The sequence below is a fragment of the Vibrio phycocola genome (genome assembly GCF_054404255.1).
On sequence record NZ_JBTAMQ010000012.1, the window covers coordinates 1 to 21,799 of the forward strand.

The following is a 21,799-nucleotide window of genomic DNA, read 5'->3' on the forward strand; positions in this document are numbered from 1 at the left end:
ATTTTTTTAAAGAACGGATATGTCTATTAGGATTTCTGACTTTTGCATTTGGACGCTGGAAGCTTAACCTACGCATTCTTTGTACCTTATAACATCTTTAATAACATGCCGGCTCGTTTTCGCAGGCTAGCTGTATAGTCGTCAAAACCAACAAACATCTGATTTATATTAAATAAGTATTAATATCTAAGTAATTTATTACTAGAAAAACGAGCCTACATAAATCATTCTTCAATTTTGGCGCGTTATCTCGAGAGTACTAATACCTAACCTAATAATATGTAACATATTTCGTATTTTACTACTAGAAAATCGAGCCAATTTAAACGACGTTCTTTCCAGATAGTGATAAAATCCCCGAACCAAAATTTCCGAGAACCCTCTATGTTTATCCATCGTGTTAACGACATCGACTGGCTGGTGATTACAGCTTATGAAGAACTGAAAACCATGTTTATTGAAGATGCCGGTACTATCCCCTCTTGCTTCTCGACCACCAGCGAATTAAGCCTGATTGACCAAGCTAAGCGCACGTATGGATATTTGCCTCCACTCAGCGGTGTGATCACCGATACCGGCACGTTTCAAAGCCAAAATCTCGAGGAAGATTTAAATCCACAACTTGCCTGCATAGTTGAAGGGCGTGGTCGGGTATTTATCTATTACGGCGACTATGTGGCTTTTGTCGATGACGAGCAAACCTTTATAACCCGATTGGACTGAAAGCTACTCAGTAAGTTGAAATTGGCGAATTGAATAAGGTCGGTTAACTGGCGAGCGGTTTACCTAACAAGAAATAGAGCAAACGATTTAGAATTGCTGCCTAAATTTTTCAGCTATCAAACCCAAGTTATGCATGATAGTTCGATTACGGGCTTGCTCATGAGCATTAGGTGCAAGGATAGCGATTAACAGAAAACAACTAAGGTCATTCCAGCCTTGGCAATACACTAAATGCTTATCACTCGTTTGGTAAAATTGGATGGAACTTAAAAACGGAGCATCACTAGAAGCTAAATGAATGTGCTTCACTTCCTCTGACTTCAAGATCGGTAATGTATTGGGATGATTATAAGCTTCATCTCGACCAAAAAAATCTGGTTTCTGACCCGTCTTCTTATAGTGTCTAAAGTCGTTAGTCAAAGATTGAAGCTCACTTTCAGTAAGCGAATCAATTAAGATTTTATGTTTAAAAATCCTAATATTTAATGACTTACTCACTCTTGAAACTCACCCAAATTACTCTCATCTAGCTCTGTCAATGCTTGAGCGTTCAGGTGTGCAATGGTTTCTAAGCGAGCGCTAATTGGTCTAAATGATGAAACGGAGTCAGCATTCTTCTCTTCTAAAGCTTTCATAAGTCCTTCAAAAAAAGTGGCGCTCATCATATAACCAGCAGGCTCATTGTTCGATAAAACCACGACAGGCTCCCCTGATAAGCAATCTTTAAAATGCTTTCTAGCTTCGCTCGATGACACTGCTTTTTCTGCATAGATTGTACTTATTTTCATAACACACCTGAGTACTTGATTGCGTACTTAATATTGTATATCGGCATTATGTGTTTGTACAGAATCAAGTTGATTGAGGTGTGTACTGTCACGAAATAAGGTAATTTTGAATTACAGTCAGTGCGCTAAACGCTTTCTGCCAGCTTAAGAAATTAACTTAATAAATGATAAGCTAAGTTAGCTTTCCGATTAAAACACTAACGCCAGTAGCAACGCGACAAACAGAATCAATGATATTCTCTGCCAAAACAGAATGGGATTGCGCTCTGCGATCGGTTTCCACCTGTTTTTATCCGCCTTGGGGTTTGGATTTGTGAGATCAAAGACAAATTCAGAGACCTCTTCATAACGCCGATGAGGCTCGACACTGGTGGCTTTTTTCAAGGCAAAATCGATCCAATCTGGAAGGTGGGTATTGATCGACGATGCGGACACATATTGCAGTTTCTGTTGGGATTTAACCGTGGTGGATTTTGATACCATAACACCATATGGGAATTTACCCGTGTACATCTGATAGGCAATCACTCCTAAAGAAAAGATATCCGATCGGTGAGAACCAGCATGACCAATAAAATACTCTGGGGCCGTATACTGGGCCGTTCCCATTATTGATTGTGGGTGAGAATAGATTTCGGTAATACCGGCGACATTCGTCGCACCAAAATCAATAATCTTAACAACGCCAAATTTGTCAATCATGATATTGTACGGGCGGATATCCTGATGGATCATTTCCTGCCGATGCATCGCCTGCAACCCTTTCGCTATCTGGGTGATGATTTGTCTGACCGTATTGATATCAGGCTCAGGGTTGTCCTTAATCCACTGCGATAACGTTAACCCATCAATGTACTCAGTTACAGTATATAAGCTACTTTGAACACGATTTGATTTATGCGATTGCATTAAGTGAGGATTACTCAGTTTTTTTGCGATCCAATCTTCCAACAAAAAAGTATCGAGGTGCGCAATGTCCTGACTACTTTCAGCGGAAGGGGTTTTTAACACCACAAAAGTCTCAGTTTGTGTATCTTGAGCAAGAAATACATGACTACGGCTACTTATGGAAAGCTCTCGGAGAATTTGATAACCATCGATAGAATCTCCTGGAGTCAAAATCGGTGCAGGAGAAAGGTTTAACGCCGTATAGGTTAGTTCCGTTAACTGAGGCTCGGGCAAAGCGATAACATCAACAATTTGAATCGATAGATTATCGTCACTTCCTTTATCTAACGCCTTCTGAATAAGGATGTCACAACGCTCTTTTGTACCAAGATCCAGCTGACTTGCTTGTTTAGCGATCTCTTTTTCCGAAACAAAGTTAAACAAACCGTCTGTTGCTAATAAAAACGTTTCTCCTTCTTTCACGACAAATGATCGATAGTCGATCTCGATCTCTGGATCTATCCCCAAAGCTCGACTTAAGTAACTGGTCTCGTCATTAATTCTGCGCCTATGGTCTACTGTAAGTTGCTCTAGAGTGTCACCGGTCAGTCGGTAAACTCGCGAGTCTCCGGTATGGAATAAATGGGCGGTGTGGGATTTAATGACCAAAGCACTAAAGGTACAAACATAACCTTTATTAAAATCAAAACGATGTTCGCTATTTTTCGTCTGTGAGTAGAGCCAATAGTTAATGGCTTTGAGAACTTTTAAACCCGAACTTTTCACTGTCCAAGCATCCGACGTAGAATAATAGTCAGAAAGAAAACTCAGAACGGCGGTTTCACTGGCGACTTGGCTCACCTGACTGGAACTGATCCCGTCACTGATTGCCACTGCGACACCTTTACTCGTTAAAGTCGGTTCATCAGGAACACGAGCGCCGACACTGTCTTGGTTAACAGGCTTCAATCCCGCGACTGAAGCCTGACCTATTTTTATATCAAGCACGATAGAACAATTACATTTCTACGGCTTTCTTAGACGCATCAATCTTACGCTCTGATTTTGTACGAACGTGAGTCAGATAGATTGGCAGTCCCACTAACAAGAAGCCACCAAATAGGTTTCCTAATGCTGTCGGAATTTCATTCCAAACAAAGTAATCAAGAACCGTAAATTCACCACCCATGATCATAGAGAAAGGGAACAAGAACATATTTACAATTGAGTGCTCAAAGCCCATAAAGAAGAACAACATGATTGGCATCCACATCGCCATCATTTTACCAGCCGCAGACGTTGAAATCATTGCACCGACAACACCCATTGAAACCATCCAGTTACACAACATTCCTCGGATGAAAATGGTGAACCACCCTGCAGTACCATGCTCCTGATACCCTAAGGTACGTGACTCACCTATCGTACTTACTTTGGCGGCTAGTGCTCCACCGTCAGTGTTGTAACCATAAGTCAAAATAAATGAAGCGAAAAATGCAACGGTTAGCGCGCCAGCGAAGTTTCCTAGAAATACTAAGCCCCAGTTTCGGAAAAGTTGATTTGGCGTACATCCGGGACGCTTATCAATGACGGCCAACGGGACAAGCGTAAACACACCCGTTAACAGGTCGAACTTCATCAAATAAAGCATGATAAAACCAACTGGGAATAGCACCGCACCAATTAATGCGTTGCCCGTCGTGACGATAACAGTAATGGCGAAAAATGCTGCTAGAGCAAGAATAGCGCCTGCCATGTAGGCTCTTACTAGGGTATCTTGGGTTGACATAAATATTTTCTGTTCGCCTGCATCAACCATCTTGGTTGCAAACTCACGGGGTTCTATATAAGACATCGTTACTCTCCTTGAAATGATTGTCATTTAGTTGATAGCGATTTTCATGCCAACCCCTCAACAGCCTTATATCTCTAGTGATCGTTGGCTTTTTTGTTGTTTATTTGTTAACAATTCATACCATTGTAGAACAGAGAGCACATCGATTGGGCAGATAAACTACTACTAAAGGGTTAACTTTACTTAGCGGATTTGTCTATCTAACTTGTTACTTTTAAATAAACTTATCTTAAAATACGCAGTACAAATTAATCTTAAAAACAAACTAGGACGTCATATATGTTGGTTATAGCGGTTTATGTTCCAGAAGATCATGTCAATGTAGTAATTGATGCCATGGCAACGGCAGGCGCTGGAGAGATCGGTGATTATCGGCGTTGCGCCTTTACAATAAAAGGTGAAGGAACGTTTCAACCCAAGGCTGGAGCGACACCCTTTATTGGTACCGTTGGTGAAGTTGAAGTGGTATCTGAACGAAAGATCGAAATGGTGTGTTTAAGAGACAAAGCAAAGCTCGCCATCCAAGCGATGATTCAAGCACACCCCTACGAAACGCCCGCCTATCATATCCTTGAAGCTAAAACCCTGGAGGATTTAATCTGATTAATGAAAGAGGCTCATACCTCCGCCAATAACTAAACACGATACGCTAATTTTAAGAAGCTTCTTTCGCTTCTCGGTGTTATTAATCATTGTCAGGGATAGTAAAAAACACAGTGACACGATAATAAAATACATCATTAACAGAGTATAAAAAGGCATAAGCAAGCTCCATTTTTTCATTGATGAATCTATATTTTCAATGAGATTTAGATAAATACAACAATCATTAATACGTCTCTATAGACATAATGACTCTCCGTAAAAATATTAGACCACAAGTTATCTAGGTTAGTTTCACCGCAGCGACACTGCATATCATCTACGAAGCTAAACCACGTGACACCAAGGCTTTTCGTTTAATCAGGAAGACACGATTTTCAGTTGCGTCTTCACTGCGCTATCGGGGATGTCTTTCACGTCATGCGTGACCAATACTGCGGGAATGTTTTGAGTTTGAATCTGACTAAACACCCAACTTCTAAATTGGTCGCGCAGCGTTTCATCGAGCTTTGAGAAAGGCTCATCGAGCAAGATCACTTTAGGCTCTGAAAGCAAGGTTCTCAGTAGACTAATACGTGAACGCTGCCCACCCGATAATGTCGCAATATCACGCTCTTCAAATCCAGATAACCCCGCGTGATTCAATGCGCTCGAAATTCGTTCATGCTTTTGTTGTTGGCTCAATTTAGAGGGTAATCCAAACACCAAGTTTTCGAAGACATTTAGGTGCGGAAACAGCAAATCATCTTGAAATAAAATGCCAATTTGACGCTTGGAGGTTGGGATACCAGATAGCTCTGTACCGTTTAATATCATCCCGCCCTTGCGAGAGAACACTGGCGCTAAATCACCCAAAATATCCGATAAAATGGTCGACTTACCCGAACCACTCGGGCCAGTTATTGCGCCAACTTGCCCCGCTTTAACGGTTAAAGAGAAAGGTTCGAACAGTGGGCTATCACCCATGGCGATTTGAAAATCAATTAGCTCAAATGACATACTTTATACTCTCACCTATAACGAGCTTTGCTGCATCGCTTTTCGGTTTCTAAACAAAACGGCAGGCACTAAGGTCGCCAACAAAAAAATCACGAGCGGTAGCAATTGTTGCCACATCGCCATGACCGAGATTAACCGACGATCACCACCGCTGGTCATCGCGACGGTTTCAGTCGTGATGGTGGCAAACTTCCCAGCTCCGACAAATAGTGTCGGTAAATACTGCGCAATTGAAACGGAAAAACCTGTCGCAAATGCGTAGAGTATCGGCCGCAACAACATTTGAAATTTCACTTTCCAAAAACTTTTTACCGGACATGCGCACAAAGTGACAGCGGCAACACTATAACGCTGATCGAATTTCCGGTAAGGCCCACTCAGCGTTAGAAACACGTAAGGAATAACAAACACGCTATGTGACCATAACAAGGAATAAAAATTTGCATCTAAGCCCGTTTGAATCAGAAAAACCTGAAAACCAAACAGAAAGGCAATTTGAGGAATCAATAATGGCAGATACACGATGAACAACGTTTTATCCGCATCATAATTTGGCTTTCTCTTTTTCACCCTAACTTCATTTTCAAGCATGACAATGGCAAGTACGAGCGCAAAGAATGCAGACAAACTTGCCAGTAACAAACTGTTATAGAAGGGTTCTTCGATGCGGTTAAAAATTCGGCTCCACGACCTCATTGATACCTGTTCAGGAATAAGGTCTGGATAACGCCAACGCGAAGCAAAGCTCCACATCAGCAATTGTACGATTGACGCAACGTAGAGTGAGATTAATGAAAACATGGCGAACATCGCCACTGGGTATTCCCAATATACGCTTCTTCTATGCGAGACACCGCGCAGCAATTGTCGACCACGCAGGTTTCTTAATGGCGCTTCTACGAAATGTAAACCAACCAACACCACAACATTGATAGCAAGTAACAGCGTCGCACCTGCTGCCCCTATCGTTCTATATTGAAAGTCTGGATTATAAAACCATTGATTAACCATAACCGCCAGTGTTGGTGGCGTCGTTGGCCCGGCGATCATCGCGATATCAACCACCGTTAACGAATACGCGACCACAGCAAAAAACGGTAATTTGATTTGTTTATAGAGCCTTGGAAACAACAACCAAGCCCACGCGTAACGTTTTGTGTGTCCCAAGCTTTCCGCCAAAATCAGCGTCTGCTTTGCTTTCAAGGTTGGTAAAATCGCCAACGACATAAACAATAGAAATGGTATCTCTTTTAGAGCAAGAGTTACGATTAAACTGATGCCATTTACATCCTGAAACGTTGTCCATAATGGCGGGAGCGATAAGCTTTCGGTAAATTGCGCGGCAAAACGAACCAGCCAACCACTCGGCATCACCAGCAAGCCTAACCCTATCGCAAAAGCGGCATGAGGTATTGATAATAAAGGAGCAAGGCTACGTTCAATTCGATTGAAAACCGTTGATGGGTATAACCCAATTAAAATCAGTAAGGTCACGATAAGTGCTAATAAAGAAGCACCTAAGCCCGTAACTAAGGTTTTTATGGTCGCAGGAAGCGCACCGGGATGGGCGAATAATTGTTCCCACGGCGTAAAGCTAAGCGTGTTGCTATTTATTGCCGGAAACCAACCGAAGGCAGGTAACCATGTTCCGAGAAGGCCAACAACAACAGGCACAAGAAATAGGCTCGTTGTAAGCCAAGGTGAGGCCCCAAAAATGGAGCCTCTTAATAAAACGGATTTTAAAATACTCAAGGTCGCTATTAGTTTCCGTATCGTTCTAACCAAGCTGCTTCAAGTGCTCTAACCCAACTGGTATCAGGTTCGCGCAATACATTAGAAAGCTCTTCATTTGAAAGGGTTGCAACGCCCTTTGGTAAGTTCTCAAATATAGCACGATCGCTATCGGTTAGCTTGCCCATTGCAAGAACGGTTGGGTCTCCCCAAATATCGGTGTTGGCTTTACGAGCCTGAGCTTCCGGTGACATTAGGAAGTTAGAAAAGACCATCGCACCTTCTGCGTGACTGGTATTAAATGGAATGGTCAAGAAATGGGTATTACCGATTGTCCCACCTTGGTGAATGTAAGTACGGACAGTATCCGGCAGCTGACCTGTCGCAATTGCACTGCTGGCGTCAAATGGGTTAAAGCTAAGTGAAATAAAGATCTCACCATCATTCAACAACTGCTTCATGCGAGGTGCGCCATCGGTGAATGTCGTGCCCTTTTGCCACATGTTTGGATGCAACTGGTCAAGATAGTTCCACAATGGAGCTGTCACTTCATCGAAATTACTCTCTTCTACAGGCGAATAAAGTGCCGGATTATTATCGGTAAGTTCCAATAACACTTGTTTTACAAACGTGGTGCCGTGAAAAGCAGGTGGAGCTGGGTAAGTAAATCGTCCAGGATTCTGCTTCGCAAACGCCAGAAGATCTTCAACATTGTCAGGTGCTTTAGAAACGTACTCAGAATCATACTGGAAGATTAACTGTGCCATGCCCCAAGGTGCTTCTAAATTATCAACAGGAACAGTGAAATCAAACACCGTTGTCGGTTTATTCTCGACATCAACATACTGATAACTCGGCAGGTCTTGTGTAAATGGGCCGTAGAGCAAACCATTCGACTTCATGTTGGCGAAATTTTCACCGTTAATCCAAATAAGGTCGACCGCACCACCTGTATCCTTGCCAGCAGACTTTTCAGCAAGCACTTGACTCACCGCATTCGGCGCAATGTTTTTGACATGTTTTACCGTGACGCCATACTGATCGTTTACTCGGTCAGCGGCCCACTGAATGTAGTCATTTATATTTTCATCCCCACCCCAGGCATGAAAATAAACGGTTTGTCCTTGTGCTTTTTCAACAATACTATCCCAGTCTGCTGCCGTAGCAACCGAAGTAGACAATGCGGCGGCAAGGGTAAGTAAACGAGTGGAAAGTTTCATGTAATTCCTTATTTTTTATATGATTATAGTTAATAAATTCTGATACTCTCACAAAATTCAAGACTATCGTTTCACCAAATAGTTCCGAACTTACCAAGTAAACATAAGTAGCTCCTTAAATAAGGATAGCTCATATGAGAAGTTATCTGATTATCATTAGTCGTTCTTAACGGGACTATTGTTACAGTAGTTATCACAATATTTTTAATCATCTTTGTAAGCATATGTTTTCGCATGACTAACATTAATAAGAGACACTGTAACTAAAACAACAAAGGCGAACCATTCAGGCTCGCCTTTAATTTGCAATTACCACACTTTTTAGCCCACAAACGCTAAATTGATTAGGCTAATACATATTCACTAATCGCACGGTTAAACGTGACAATATCGAACGAACCTTTTACTTCAAAACGAACGCATCCGACTTCGCTCAAATAGAGTTCAATTTCGCAATCTATGTCGAAAGTTCCCGACGTTTCTACCGAGAATGCATTTACTTTACTGAAAGGTAGCGACGTATAGTCAACTTTTGAACCCGTAATCCCTTGAACATTCGCCGCTATAACGCGCTTATTTGTAAAGATCACCTGGTCACGAACACTTTTAAATGCCGTCAGTATGGTTTCACCGTCTATTAGAAACTTATGAAAATCTTCTCTCGCATCCGAAAGCTTAATCGGCTTGAGTTTAAACACTGAGGAGTTTTTGAAATCAATCATTTATCTATCCTATTTCGATAATTTATACGAGTGTATTGAATTGTAAGGCGAATGGGTGAATTGGATGTGATTTTTTTGGAATTGGTCCGAATTAATGAAATCAAATTTACTCTCATAAAAATTCGAGTCACTTCATCGATTTCAAACAAGAAAAATAGCAGATGAATTGGATAAAATGGTAAAAACGTCAGAATAAATACAAATTATAAGAAAAACGTCAGATTAAAATATCAATTTGAGTAAAACATCAGAATAAGCCGAATACTCATTCATTATGCATCTGAATTATATTTACAGCCATATTGTCCTCCTCAATTTGAAAGTTTTACCTATTCGAATCACCACATAATTCGAATACGCCCATTAATCAAATCAAAATATGATGTGAATAAGGACATTATTCGCATCATTAGAGAGTTTTAGGATGGGATAATTTTAAAGTGAGAGGCAAGAAATCGATCTAAAACGCATAGCGAGTTGAAAGGATCAATCGGTCTCGGTCACTTACACCTGAAAGTAACGAATAATCTCCGCTCACATAATCGACATAACGAAGCGTGGTTTTCCAGTTGTCGCTGATGTCGTATTCCAATTTGATCGACTGAATTCGGCCTCCTGCCATATCCGCATCATACGCTAACATTTGAGCCGATAAACTGAGTTGTTCATGGAGAAAACTTTGCGTGTAGATCAACGCCCAGCGCGCGGTTGCTTCATCTGGAGCAAAATCGGTCTCCATGAAATCATAACTATCGAAGTCGATAATAGTTGCAGCTTGGAATTCCACCACCAATCGACCAATACTCGAGGGATCGTAATCAAACCCTAGCGAACCAATAACGCGATCGTAACGACTCATTTCACCATTGTTACTCTGTGCTTCCATCCCATTCTCAAACGCACCTTCTGCTTTCAGTAAAAACGCATCAATAACATAACTTGTGGCCAACGCAATGGTGTGAGTTCGAGGGTACTGAACATCGACAATAGAGCCATTTTGCAATTTCAAAACTGGAGTGTGAGACAACTGCGTAATAAGGTTAAGCTGCCAATCAAGCGCGCCTTTTACCCCAGAGAATGAGCTAAACCAGCCCATATTCTCTAGCGAAAACGCTTCCGCTTCGAGCTCGAAACCAGACGCTTCTAACGTACTTTGAATACCGATATCAAAATCAGAACCGGTGACTGGGTAACGTAATAATTCATGAGTATGAACAATCCCTGCTTTAATCAAAATATCACCGACATTCCCCTTTAGCGCGGTGGTCCACGCTGGAGCATAACTGTCACCAACATCGACAATACCGGGTACTTCCAAGTTCTGCGCATACAGAACATTCGAGGCGGACAGAGCATCGGCGATACCCAAGGTAATACGTTGAATACCTGTACTTATTTGCCAATTACCCAATTGATAAGAGGCTTTGAGCTCATTTATATCAGAATCAAATTCTCGAGCATCAACATCGTCATCACTCCACGTCTCATCAGATCGCAGCTCGAAAATAAGATCGGTGCTTAACTCAATATCCGCATCAATACGAAACTCGTCATTCGGTTGATAGGTAATGTCTGGATTGAGACTAATAGCCAAACTTGATAGGCCAGAATAAGCCTCGTCAACGGCGGTATCTTCATTACTATTAGTGTTGATAATCGTTTTAACACCTGCCGCCAATTCTATTTGGAGTGGACCTGTTTCACTTTGTATGGTTTCGATTTCAATATCGGCAAAGGGATCTTCGGCGAATAAATCAGAAAATTCATCTGCAATTGCCGAAACCGAATATAACGAGAGTCCCATCAGTACAGTAAGGAATCGAACTCTCAATCCCTGATACTGTTCTAACTGTGCTGGCTTAGGATAATTCAAAGCCATACGCCTTCCCCTCATCATAATCCCCGTTCTAAGCGATTTAAGGTAAACTCACCGTCATCCAACGCCGGACCCACTTCAACATCATCAACTTTCATCAATGTACGGTGAACCGTTTTACCGTTTTTCTGAGTGATCATTTGCGTTTCTAGGTTAATCCAGTAGCCATTTATAAACTCCGATTTCGCGATATTAAGGAGCTTGATTTCACCTTTTTTCTTCTTGTAGCTAATGCCGCGAACAACCTGAAAATTATCTTGTTTCACGTAGATGATTGAGCGGGTATAGCCATACTTATCAATGATCTCGTCGCTCACTGGGAGAGATTCAATAATCCAAACGGAAGCGCCATTGACTTGATCTTCTTTAATTATTTTATAGTTCCATTCTTCTAGGTTCCGGTCGTTCATATCGGCGTAAGAGAAATCACTCCCCATAAAACTCGAGGTCTTATCTGCGCTGGCAATCCGTTTCGTTTTCTTCAGCGAAGGCAATAGCATCCATTGGTCGTCATCTTTAACGGCTTCGCCATAATCGACCATGAGAAATCCTGTCCCTTTAACATCTGACGGTTCTAAAAAGAACATCAGCGATTTTTCATCATCACCAAATTTTTTTCTTTGAGTCGTTAACGAACGAATACGTTGCTTCCCTTTATTATCCACCAGCACCATACTCATTTTTGAGGTTAGAGAATCCGGCTCAGGAAAGGCATCGACGTTTTGCATAATTTCATCAGCAGTTAGCGCCAATGCCGAGCTTGATAACGCAATCGCAGTAACAGCCGTCACTAATTGAACGAACTTTTTCATGTTAAGCTCCTGTGTGAGCAATCGATTGAGGCTGATGATTTCGATAGTACCAGCGCAATAAAAATGGAGTTAGAGTGAAGTTAGAAATCAGCGCGAGAATAAAGGCGGTACCGCATAAAAAGCCTAAATTAAACACACTCGATACTTCGCTGAATAGAAATACATAAAAGCCAACGGTCAAGACAATACACGTGGTGAACAGTGCCTGACCTGCCCCAGCAAAGGCATCCAACATCGCATTGTAACTCGTGTGTCCTTGCTCCAAACCGTGGCGGAAATGGTGGGTAAAGTGCACGGTGTTATCTACTGCAATACCGATCGCTATCGTAGCGACTAGCATAGTCAGCATATCGAGCGGAATCCCCATCGGATGCATAAAGCCCATCACTACGATGATCGGAGCCATATTTGGGATCATCGCAAGCGCACCTAAGCCAAATGATGACAGCAGTAACATCATCATGATGCCAATCACTATGGTCGCAATCAGATAACTAAATGCCGTCGACGTAATCAGAGCCGACAACGCCCCCGCCATAATGGCGACCAGTCCTGTGACTTTAACCTTGACGGTGTCACCGAATATCTCGGCACCTTGCTGTTGCAGCTCGTCGACAAGGTGGCTGTAATGAATAAGGTCATTCCAAGGCAACACCAAGCGCATTTTGGTTTGACTGAAATCACCATCAACAATCTTGAATAGCTCATCGGAGGCACTATTTTCAAATAAGAACAGTTCTTCAATCAAGAGCTGCTCTGAATCGGGCAAACGATACTGGCTATTTTCGCCGCCTTGAAGAGCGCGATTCGATTCCCGCACCACATCAATAATAGAGCTGGTTCCTTTTATCTCGACTTCACCATCTTTAAAACCATTTAGCTTGTCTTGCCAAATCGCCAATTTTTTCAGTAATTCGAGATTTTTTATACCATTGCTTTTACCCGTATCAATCACCACATCAAAGGTCATGGTTCCGCTCATATTGTCATCGATAATTAAGGTGTTTCGAGTGATCTCAGCCCCCTGTGGCATCCAATTCATCGGGTCATGAGAAAATTTAAGATTCGCGATTTGAGTCAGTGAAATCAATACCACCACTAACCAAGCTATCGCAAGCTTGCCGCCATGACGCCAACTAAAATTCGCGATTATTTCCATCACATGACTAGCGCTGTGACGTTCACTTTTCTGTGTCACTTTTCGCATTGGTAATATCATAACAACCGCAGGAATCACACAAATGGTTAATACGAATGCGAGCATGACTCCGACAGCAGCAAACACACCTAAATTTCTAATCGGCACAACATCGGCTATACCCAAAGACAGCAAGCCGCCTGCGGTGGTTAAAGAGGTCAATAACATCGGAACCGCGGTACGCTCAACAGCATGGATCATTGCGGACTTTTTATCGTCTCCAATTCGAATCTTACGATAAAAATGCGTCAGTAAATGCACGGCGTCACCAATGGTGATCGCCAATAAAAATGACGGCAACAGAATAAGAGGAAGCTGAATTTTATTTCCGGTTAAGACCAATATCGATATCGTCAGCAGTAACGCCGCCAAAACCGCAAACATAGGCGCAACCACCGCGTTTAACTGACGGAAGAAGACAACCAAGGTTAACGCTATCAACAATACCGTCAAACGCAGGAAGAAACTCATTTCCGATTGCATCGTGTTTTGCAGCGCTTCATCAATAAGCGGCATCCCAGCAAGTACCGGTTTCAAATCTTGGTAGTTTTCTAGCTCAGTTCGGATCATAGAAATAAGGGATATCACTTGATCACGGCTAACTTCTGGCAGCTCAGTGTTTAACTCTGGATCTGGATTTTTTGAGTCAAAATTTGTGGCCGAAAAATCAAAATCATCTGTGGTAAAAGGATCTTGCTCAGCGTCTGCTTCATTTTGGTCTTGGCCATAGTCATAGGTTTGTAACTCAATAATGATCAACGCCATGCTCCGATCTTCATTCACTAACATCTCATTGGCCAATTTGTTTTGAGTTATTCGTCGTTCTATTTCAGCAACATCTGTATCGTTTTTTGGCAATTCATCAATCAGGTCTAGCACCTGAAGTTCATCTACCGAACCCTGTTGAAATGGCGCATTAACCAGACTGGTGACATCGCTGACATACGGTAACTCGTATTCAATATATTCATGGAGACTTATTAGCTTAGTTAAAAACTCAGGGGTTAATACTTCACCCTGTAATGCCAACATGATTACATCATTGCGACCAAACTGCTCTTTTACTTCATTGTAAATAACGCGCACATCGGCTTGTTCGTCGACAAAGCTTTCCATTTCAGGATCAAACTCAACCGATCTCAGTGCTGTCGAAAATGCCGCCAACAACATGACAAAAACCAACAGCGATGTTTTCGGACGCTGCATAATTTTATCGCTCAACGTGGAGAAAAATCCTTCCAACTGCTGTCGCCATGTCGTCATCTTATTTCTCCAAACCAAAAAATTTCGTCAGTAATTGGCTATTCAGTTCCGCCAACTGTTCATAAAATTCATCATTTATTCGGCCTGGTTCAAGTTCCTCAACCATAGGCTGGAGCACCTTAGGCATTACCAACATGCTCTGAATAACGGTTCGAATAAGGTGAGGGTCATAATCCTTGCCACTCTTATCACCAATTTGGCGAGAGGTTTTAAGTGCTAATTGCAACACTCGTTTAAATATGGTGTCCATAATCCAGTCACGCATGTCATTGCGTTCGTATAAAACGGTTCGGAGTATTAAATGAGTAAATTCTGCAGGAACAGAACGATAGAAATTGAGAAAGAAGCTATTTAGACTTTCATGATTCAAATCATCCAAGATGTACTCTAAACGATCCAAATTATGATTGAGGTAAGAGCCGAGCATTTCGCGGAACAAGCCGCTTTTAGACCCAAAATAATACCCAATCAGTGCGGAGTTAACTTGCGCCCTATCGGCAATTTTTCGAATTGAAATATTGTTGTAACTGTTTTTAAGAAAGAGTTCACGGCTCGCATCCAACAATGCTTGTCGTTTACCATCATCAGAGGATTTGGTTTCGGTCATTGTTAAGATCCAAGCAAATTAATCAACTGATTAACAGCTTAGATCTTTGCTTACAGTTAAGACATCTTTTTCGCTAATCAAATTTAATCATTTGATTAAAGTCAAAAACAACTTAACTCGTCGACTGCAATAACAAACAAATCACGATCAACCCCATGCCAAACCAGCCGATCAAAGGAATCACCTCACCGACCACCAACACGGCTAACGCAGCGGCAACAACAGGCTCAAACAAGGTTAATAACGTCGCGCTGCTGGCCTTAACATGCCTTAATCCGAAGCCAAACGCGATATACGCAATACACATTGGGATAATAGCCATGTAGCCCAAAATCAGCGTATTTGATGCAGAAGTAAACAAATTGCCACCCGTAAATGCCAGTGTGGGAAGCAGCAACAGCGCGCCAAGACCAAAAATACTGCCAAGTGCCGCTTGAGATGGGATCCCCTCATCAATCATGGCTTTCGCTATCCAAGAATACGTTGCATAGGTGAGGCCTGCGACAAGGCCCAAAACAATGCCCAACGTTTGTAGGCTTTCATCCCGTATTGGAACAGAATGAGCTGAAACGGAAGACTCAGAAAATGTGAGTAAGGCAATACCAACCATTCCAATAACAAAGCTAATTAGCCACTTTTTTGTAATATGACTATTATTGCTAAAAAGACGCTCTAATAACACAGTAAAGAAAGGCGCCGTAGCGATGGAAATTACCGTCCCTACCGCCACACCAGCAAGTCGCATCGACGTGTAAAAAGCCAATGGATACACAGCTAACGCTAACGCGCCGATCAACAGCATTTTCTTGTGTTTGATTAATTGGCTCGATGCCTGATTTAACGCCTTATAAGCAAAACATGCTTGTAAAAGTCCACCAACGCCCATGGAAAAAGCACCTATTGCGAGAGAACTAATCTCAGGAGCAAAGCTCGCAGCCGTGCCAGTAGTACCCCATAAAATTGACGCGAACAAGATTGCGAAGCTACCAAATTGATAGGGTGTAATTCGATGCTCAGCCATTAACATTGTCATTTTAACTCTTTCCCGTGCATTATCTTAGTCATTAGGATAACGAAGTTAAAAATATATGTTTGTGCTAAAAGGACGTAAACATTGATTAACGAGACGCTTTTAATCAAGATTGACTAAATTCGCGAGGCGTACGCCCAAAGTAAACTGAGAATCGACGGCTAAATGCAGAAAGGTCGCTGTATCCTACTTTCTCAGCCACCAACTGAACCGGTAAGTCGGTATACGTCAGGAGGGCTTTCGCTTTTTCCATGCGTTGCTGCGTAATGTATTGAAGAGCACTCATTCCCAAGCTCTCTTTGAAGAGCTTTTTAAATTGCGTAGGACTTAGAAAAGCCGCCTGAGCAAGCTGAGTAATCGTTAGCGGTTGGTCAAGATGTTCAGCAATGAATGACAACACCGTACGAATACGAGGATCAAGCGTTTGAACGATATCCTGCTGTTCAAGCAACATCCCGAAAACGCTCAGTATCGATGCTTCCATTCCACTATCAACTTGATGCTCTAATTGCTTTTCAACAAACTGAAGAAAACTCAGCATAGGCGGTGACACAGAAAATACACTCAGGTGACTATTAAGCAAATGAGCGGGTAGCTCAGCCATATCGGCCACAATAAAACGCGAAGCTTCGTCGGCTTTGAATCCATGTGCCACACCGAGAGGAATCACCACACATTCACCCACCGACACTTTGCCCACGTAATCATTCATCACCATGCTAATACTGCCTTGAATCGGCAATACCAGTTGGTGATGATCACTGTGCGAGTGACTTTTCAATTGCTTGGTGTAACAGCGAATACTTAAACTAGTTTTCATCAGGGCCACAGGTAAATGAAAAGAAAAAATAGTATAACGCCTAAATACCGATCCTTAAATCTTGAATAAAGCGAGTCATATCTGACAAAAAGAACTAAGCACTTCTGCTGCAACATGATTCCGATATTAAGCCTATTTAATTAAGATTATTAACCTTGGAATAAAAAAAACCACTTCCTACTTTTCTTTAAAATATAGAGTAAAAAAACATCATTTAGAAAGATGCCATAACACTAATTGTTAATTTATTAATGATTCAGATCAATTTTATATCAAATGTCTAAAAAATAAAGTTTTAAAAAATAAATTTATATTTTACAAACACTTATAATTAAATATACCCCCAAAGTAGTAGCACGTGCAATTGCATTTATTTCGCGCCGTGAATAAACTAAATTCACACTAAGAAACAATAAAAAATTGATCATTATTACTCGCTGTTTTAGGCAAACTATTTTTGTAACGTATCGATAAAAACACCAAATAATAACCGAAAACCTAATTCAAAAATAGCCACCAGATTCAACAAAAATGTCTTCGAATTTGGTACCACACCGGCGAGAACAGATTTAAAATTACTACAAGGACCTGGGACATGAGCAAGCAAAGAATAATCGTGGTCGGAAATGGTATGGTAGGCCATAAATTTATCGACACACTCATACAAACTGAGCGCGATGACTTTGAAATAATTACGTTTTCTGAAGAGCCACGGTTAGCCTATGACCGTGTTTACCTTACATCATACCTTGAAGGAAAATCAGCTGAAGATTTGGCTTTGACCAGCGAAGCTTATTACCAGGAAAACGACGTTACTTATGCGGTAAACGAAAAAGTAGAACAGATAAAAATCGAAGAAAAGCAAGTTATCACCACCAGCGGTCGCGTCGAAGCTTACGATAAATTAGTGTTTGCGACTGGGTCTTACCCGTTTGTTCCACCGATCCCTGGAAACAACCAAGAGCATTGCTTTGTTTATCGCACACTGGAAGATCTCGATGCAATTGAAGCATCAAGTAAACAAAGTAAAAGTGGCGTTGTCATTGGCGGAGGCTTGCTAGGTCTAGAAGCCGCGAATGCAATTAAATCTCTAGGTTTAGAAACTCACGTTGTTGAATTCGCACCACGCTTGATGGCCGTACAACTCGATAACGGCGGCGGTGACCTACTACGCAGTAAAATTGAAAGCATGGGCGTTTCTGTGCACACAGGCAAAGCAACTACCGAAATCGTCGCCGGTGAGCAAGCTCGTTACCGCCTTAACTTTTCCGATGACACATTTATAGAAACCGACATCGTAGTCTTTTCAGCCGGCATTCGTGCTCAAGATGCACTCGCAAAAGGTACCGAGATCGAACTCGGTGCGCGTGGCGGTATTGCGATCAACGACCATTGCCAAACCAACCTTGCCGACGTTTACGCAATTGGCGAATGTGCCGCTTGGCAAAATCAAACCTACGGCCTTGTAGCACCGGGCTACCAAATGGCCAAAGTCGCAGCAATGCATATTCTAGAAGATCAATCAGCACCTGAATTTGTCGGCGCAGATATGAGCACCAAACTCAAGTTGCTCGGTGTTGATGTGGCTAGCATTGGTGACCCAACCGGTGAAACCCCAAACTGTAAGAGCTACGTGTATCTAAACGAAACCCAAGGCGTCTACAAACGTTTGATCACATCTGAAGACAACAAAACCTTACTTGGTGCTGTTTTAGTGGGCGATGCTTCTGATTACGGCAACTTACTTCAGTTAAAACTTAATGACATGGAGCTGCCAGAACATCCTGATACTCTGATTCTCCCAGCTCATGCAGGTGCAGAAAAACCCGTGATGGGCGCAGATTCACTGCCAGAAAGCGCGGTAATTTGTTCTTGTTTTGATGTCACCAAAGGCAAAATAGCTCAAGCTGTTGCCGAAGGCCACCACACCATCGGCGATATTAAAGCAGTAACCGGTGCAGGTACCGGCTGTGGTGGCTGTGTTCCTCTTGTGACCGATGTACTCAATGCTGAACTTACGAAAGCGGGAATCGAAGTTAACGACCATGTATGTGCACACTTTGAATATTCTCGTCAGGAATTATTCCACCTTATTCGCGTTGAAGGCATCCAATCCTTTGATGAATTAATAGAAAAACACGGTCAAGGTTATGGCTGTGAAGTATGTAAGCCAACCGTGGGTTCTATCCTTGCTTCTTGCTGGGGTGAACATATTCTCAACCCTCAATTGGTCGGTCTTCACGATACCAATGACAACTTCCTTGGCAACATGCAAAAAGATGGCACGTATTCTGTCATTCCTCGTATGGCTGGCGGTGAAGTGACGCCTAAAGCGCTCGGTGCTCTCGCTAAAGTCGCGGAAGATTATAACCTGTACACCAAAATTACCGGTGCTCAACGTATTGGGCTATTTGGCGCTCAAAAAGACGATCTTCCAGCAATTTGGCGCGAGTTGATTGACGCTGGATACGAAACCGGACAAGCCTACGCGAAAGCCTTACGCATGGCGAAAACCTGTGTCGGTAAAACCTGGTGCCGTTATGGTGTGCAAGACAGTGTCGGCCTTGGGGTTGAGTTAGAAAACCGTTACAAGGGAATCCGAACGCCTCATAAAATGAAGTTTGGTGTGTCTGGTTGTACTCGCGAATGTGCCGAAGCGCAAGGTAAAGACCTCGGCATTATTGCCACTGATGCGGGCTGGAATATGTACGTATGTGGAAATGGCGGGATGAACCCTCGTCATGCCGACCTACTCGCCTCTGATCTTGATAAAGAGACTCTGATTAAGTACATCGACCGTTTCATGATGTTCTACATCCGTACTGCAGACAAGCTGCAACGTACGTCTTTATGGATGGATAACCTAGAAGGTGGCATCGATTACCTACGCGATGTTGTGATTAATGACAAATTAAGCATCAACCATCAACTCGAACAGGATGTCGAGAAGCTGATTGAAGAATATCGATGTGAGTGGACCGACGCTATCAACAGCCAAGAGCAATTGACGCGTTTCTCTCATTTCATCAACTCTGACCAACGCGATGACAATGTTGTGTTTGTCAGCGCTCGAGATCAACATCGTCCGGCAACTTTTACTGAAAAACACCCTGAACTTAAAGGCGACATCATGCACGTAACTTTGGAGGAAGAAGTATGAGCAATTGGACCAAAATCTGCGAAGTAAACGCGATCGCACCGGGAACAGGTGTTTGTGCTTTAGTCGACAATCAACAAGTTGCGGTATTTCGCCCGCGATCAGATGAAAACGTGTTCGCGATCAGCAACATGGATCCATACGGAAAAGCGAATGTGCTATCTCGCGGCTTAATTGCCGAACATAAAGACGCACTTTGGGTGGCGAGTCCGTTAAAAAAACAGCGGTTTAACCTCGCAACTGGCGCGTGCATGGAAGATGAAAACTACAACGTAAAAGCCTACAGCACACGCGTGGTAGATGGCTTAATTGAAGTCTCCGCATAAGCTGATTTAAATTTTCGCCATCGAGATTCAATAGCTTAAACACTCTCGGTTTTTCGTATAAAGACTGAACCACCGAGAGTATTTCACTATTTAATTTTAACTTTTAACTTTTAACTTTTAACTTTATGTAGGTATTAACTATGTCAGATCCAAAACCAATGGAATTCGTTCAAACCATGATTGATGTGGGCGAAGCGAAAGTAAAAACCGGCACTCGTGATCTTATTCTTCGCGGCACAATGGCGGGCATCATTTTATCTTTAGCGGTTGTGGTTGCGATTACCACAATCGTTCAAACCGGTATCGGCATTGTGGGCGCACTCGTGTTCCCGGTCGGTTTTGTTATTCTGAGCCTAATGGGCTATGACTTGGTTACTGGCGTATTTGGTCTAGCACCACTGGCTAAACTCGATAACCGCCCGGGTATCACCTGGAGCCGAGTATTTCGTTGTTGGGGGCTCGTTGGATTGGGCAACCTAATTGGTTCTCTCATTGTTGCTGCGTTAATTGCTGTTTCACTGACGAAAAACTTCAGCATCGACCCAAATGCAATCGCACAAAAGTTCATTGCTGCATCGACCGCTCGCTCTGCTGGTTTTGAAAGCTTGGGAACCGATGGCTGGATCACTTGTTTTGTTCGCGCTATTTTTTGTAACTTAATGGTATGTCTAGGTGTAATTGGCAACATGACCGCTCGCTCAGTTCCAGGTAAAGTGGCCGCAATGTGGTTCCCTATCTTTATCTTCTTCGCACTCGTGTTTGAGCACACTGTTGTTAACATGTTCCTATTCCCACTGGGTATGATGTTAGGCGCCGATTTTGGTATCGCAACTTGGTTAAATTTCAACCTCGTTCCAACCATTCTAGGTAACATCGTTGGTGGCTTAGTGTTCACGTGTTTACCTCTTTACTTAACTCACGCAAAAACAGCGCCAACACTGGATTCAGAAAAAACTGAACAACGCGCTTTAAAAACTGCAGTTAATACTAAATAGGTCCTATCAAATCCCCCATTCATCCCCTTCGATTACTTAGGGGATGAATTTAAATGCTTCAAATTTCTTCCAGCTAAAAATTACATTCTTAAATCCGTAAAACTAGCAACCTCTAACTAGGATATTATTTCCCGTTTTGGACGCGAGATAACATTCCATTAACACCGCGCTACGTCTTTAAAATAA

19 protein-coding genes are annotated in these 21,799 nt (G+C 42.4%); 5 read left to right on the forward strand and 14 right to left on the reverse strand.

What is annotated here, in order from left to right; translation table 11 throughout:
* Positions 1 to 384: 384 nt before the first annotated feature.
* Positions 385 to 723, forward strand: coding sequence for a cytosolic protein (locus tag ACXJY6_RS15020; RefSeq protein WP_458768819.1), 339 nt, complete (start codon positions 385 to 387; stop codon positions 721 to 723).
* 87 nt (positions 724 to 810) lie between these two features.
* On the opposite strand, the gene ACXJY6_RS15025 is transcribed toward ACXJY6_RS15020, so the two are convergent.
* The 4 genes from ACXJY6_RS15025 to ACXJY6_RS15040 all read right to left on the reverse strand — a co-directional run bounded on the left by ACXJY6_RS15025 (position 811) and on the right by ACXJY6_RS15040 (position 4,254).
* Positions 811 to 1,221, reverse strand: a complete 411-nt coding sequence (locus ACXJY6_RS15025; RefSeq protein ID WP_458768820.1) for a type II toxin-antitoxin system YafO family toxin — start codon at positions 1,219 to 1,221, stop codon at positions 811 to 813.
* Positions 1,218 to 1,511: a type II toxin-antitoxin system Phd/YefM family antitoxin gene (locus ACXJY6_RS15030; RefSeq protein WP_458768821.1), complete on the reverse strand. Its 294-nt coding sequence runs from the start codon at positions 1,509 to 1,511 to the stop codon at positions 1,218 to 1,220. Before ACXJY6_RS15030 ends, ACXJY6_RS15025 begins: the two co-directional genes overlap by 4 nt.
* 189 nt (positions 1,512 to 1,700) lie before the next feature.
* Entirely contained in the window at positions 1,701 to 3,407 is a 1,707-nt protein-coding gene (locus ACXJY6_RS15035; RefSeq protein ID WP_458768822.1) for a bifunctional protein-serine/threonine kinase/phosphatase, read from the reverse strand.
* 10 nt (positions 3,408 to 3,417) lie between these two features.
* Positions 3,418 to 4,254, reverse strand: a complete 837-nt coding sequence (locus tag ACXJY6_RS15040) for a formate/nitrite transporter family protein (RefSeq protein WP_456050133.1) — start codon at positions 4,252 to 4,254, stop codon at positions 3,418 to 3,420.
* A 279-nt stretch (positions 4,255 to 4,533) separates the two neighbouring features.
* Here ACXJY6_RS15040 and ACXJY6_RS15045 point away from each other — a divergent pair, with 279 nt between their 5' ends.
* Positions 4,534 to 4,857: a YqfO family protein gene (locus ACXJY6_RS15045; RefSeq protein WP_456050132.1), complete on the forward strand. Its 324-nt coding sequence runs from the start codon at positions 4,534 to 4,536 to the stop codon at positions 4,855 to 4,857.
* 360 nt (positions 4,858 to 5,217) lie between these two features.
* On the opposite strand, the gene ACXJY6_RS15050 is transcribed toward ACXJY6_RS15045, so the two are convergent.
* The 10 genes from ACXJY6_RS15050 to ACXJY6_RS15095 all read right to left on the reverse strand — a co-directional run bounded on the left by ACXJY6_RS15050 (position 5,218) and on the right by ACXJY6_RS15095 (position 17,135).
* Positions 5,218 to 5,856 carry an ATP-binding cassette domain-containing protein gene (locus ACXJY6_RS15050; RefSeq protein WP_458768823.1) on the reverse strand — a complete coding sequence of 213 codons (639 nt, stop codon included), beginning with the start codon at positions 5,854 to 5,856 and terminating at the stop codon, positions 5,218 to 5,220.
* A gap of 15 nt (positions 5,857 to 5,871) precedes the next feature.
* On the reverse strand, positions 5,872 to 7,608 hold the full coding sequence (locus ACXJY6_RS15055; RefSeq protein ID WP_458768824.1) for an ABC transporter permease: 1,737 nt from the start codon (positions 7,606 to 7,608) through the stop codon (positions 5,872 to 5,874).
* Between the two features lie 8 nt (positions 7,609 to 7,616).
* Positions 7,617 to 8,807: an ABC transporter substrate-binding protein gene (locus tag ACXJY6_RS15060; protein WP_458768825.1), complete on the reverse strand. Its 1,191-nt coding sequence runs from the start codon at positions 8,805 to 8,807 to the stop codon at positions 7,617 to 7,619.
* 344 nt (positions 8,808 to 9,151) lie between these two features.
* Positions 9,152 to 9,529, reverse strand: coding sequence for a PH domain-containing protein (locus tag ACXJY6_RS15065; protein WP_456050128.1), 378 nt, complete (start codon positions 9,527 to 9,529; stop codon positions 9,152 to 9,154).
* Between the two features lie 460 nt (positions 9,530 to 9,989).
* Positions 9,990 to 11,408 carry a DUF1302 family protein gene (locus tag ACXJY6_RS15070; protein WP_458768826.1) on the reverse strand — a complete coding sequence of 473 codons (1,419 nt, stop codon included), beginning with the start codon at positions 11,406 to 11,408 and terminating at the stop codon, positions 9,990 to 9,992.
* A gap of 14 nt (positions 11,409 to 11,422) precedes the next feature.
* Positions 11,423 to 12,217 carry an outer membrane lipoprotein-sorting protein gene (locus ACXJY6_RS15075; RefSeq protein WP_458768827.1) on the reverse strand — a complete coding sequence of 265 codons (795 nt, stop codon included), beginning with the start codon at positions 12,215 to 12,217 and terminating at the stop codon, positions 11,423 to 11,425.
* A 1-nt stretch (position 12,218) separates the two neighbouring features.
* On the reverse strand, positions 12,219 to 14,678 hold the full coding sequence (locus ACXJY6_RS15080) for an efflux RND transporter permease subunit (RefSeq protein ID WP_458768828.1): 2,460 nt from the start codon (positions 14,676 to 14,678) through the stop codon (positions 12,219 to 12,221).
* 1 nt (position 14,679) lies between these two features.
* Positions 14,680 to 15,285 (reverse strand): TetR/AcrR family transcriptional regulator, encoded by a 606-nt coding sequence (locus ACXJY6_RS15085; RefSeq protein WP_458768829.1) that lies wholly within the window; start codon positions 15,283 to 15,285, stop codon positions 14,680 to 14,682.
* A gap of 112 nt (positions 15,286 to 15,397) precedes the next feature.
* Positions 15,398 to 16,312, reverse strand: a complete 915-nt coding sequence (locus ACXJY6_RS15090) for a DMT family transporter (protein WP_458768916.1) — start codon at positions 16,310 to 16,312, stop codon at positions 15,398 to 15,400.
* Between the two features lie 109 nt (positions 16,313 to 16,421).
* On the reverse strand, positions 16,422 to 17,135 hold the full coding sequence (locus ACXJY6_RS15095; protein WP_456050122.1) for a helix-turn-helix domain-containing protein: 714 nt from the start codon (positions 17,133 to 17,135) through the stop codon (positions 16,422 to 16,424).
* A gap of 595 nt (positions 17,136 to 17,730) precedes the next feature.
* On the opposite strand from ACXJY6_RS15095, the gene nirB reads away from it, so the two are divergent.
* The 3 genes from nirB to ACXJY6_RS15110 all read left to right on the forward strand — a co-directional run bounded on the left by nirB (position 17,731) and on the right by ACXJY6_RS15110 (position 21,613).
* Positions 17,731 to 20,295 carry a nitrite reductase large subunit NirB gene (gene nirB / locus ACXJY6_RS15100; RefSeq protein WP_458768830.1) on the forward strand — a complete coding sequence of 855 codons (2,565 nt, stop codon included), beginning with the start codon at positions 17,731 to 17,733 and terminating at the stop codon, positions 20,293 to 20,295.
* A complete protein-coding gene (gene nirD, locus ACXJY6_RS15105) occupies positions 20,292 to 20,618 on the forward strand; it encodes a nitrite reductase small subunit NirD (RefSeq protein WP_456050120.1) in 327 nt (108 codons plus the stop codon). The genes nirB and nirD overlap by 4 nt, the downstream gene beginning before the upstream one ends.
* A gap of 140 nt (positions 20,619 to 20,758) precedes the next feature.
* Entirely contained in the window at positions 20,759 to 21,613 is an 855-nt protein-coding gene (locus ACXJY6_RS15110; RefSeq protein ID WP_456050119.1) for a formate/nitrite transporter family protein, read from the forward strand.
* The last annotated feature ends 186 nt before the right edge of the window (positions 21,614 to 21,799 follow it).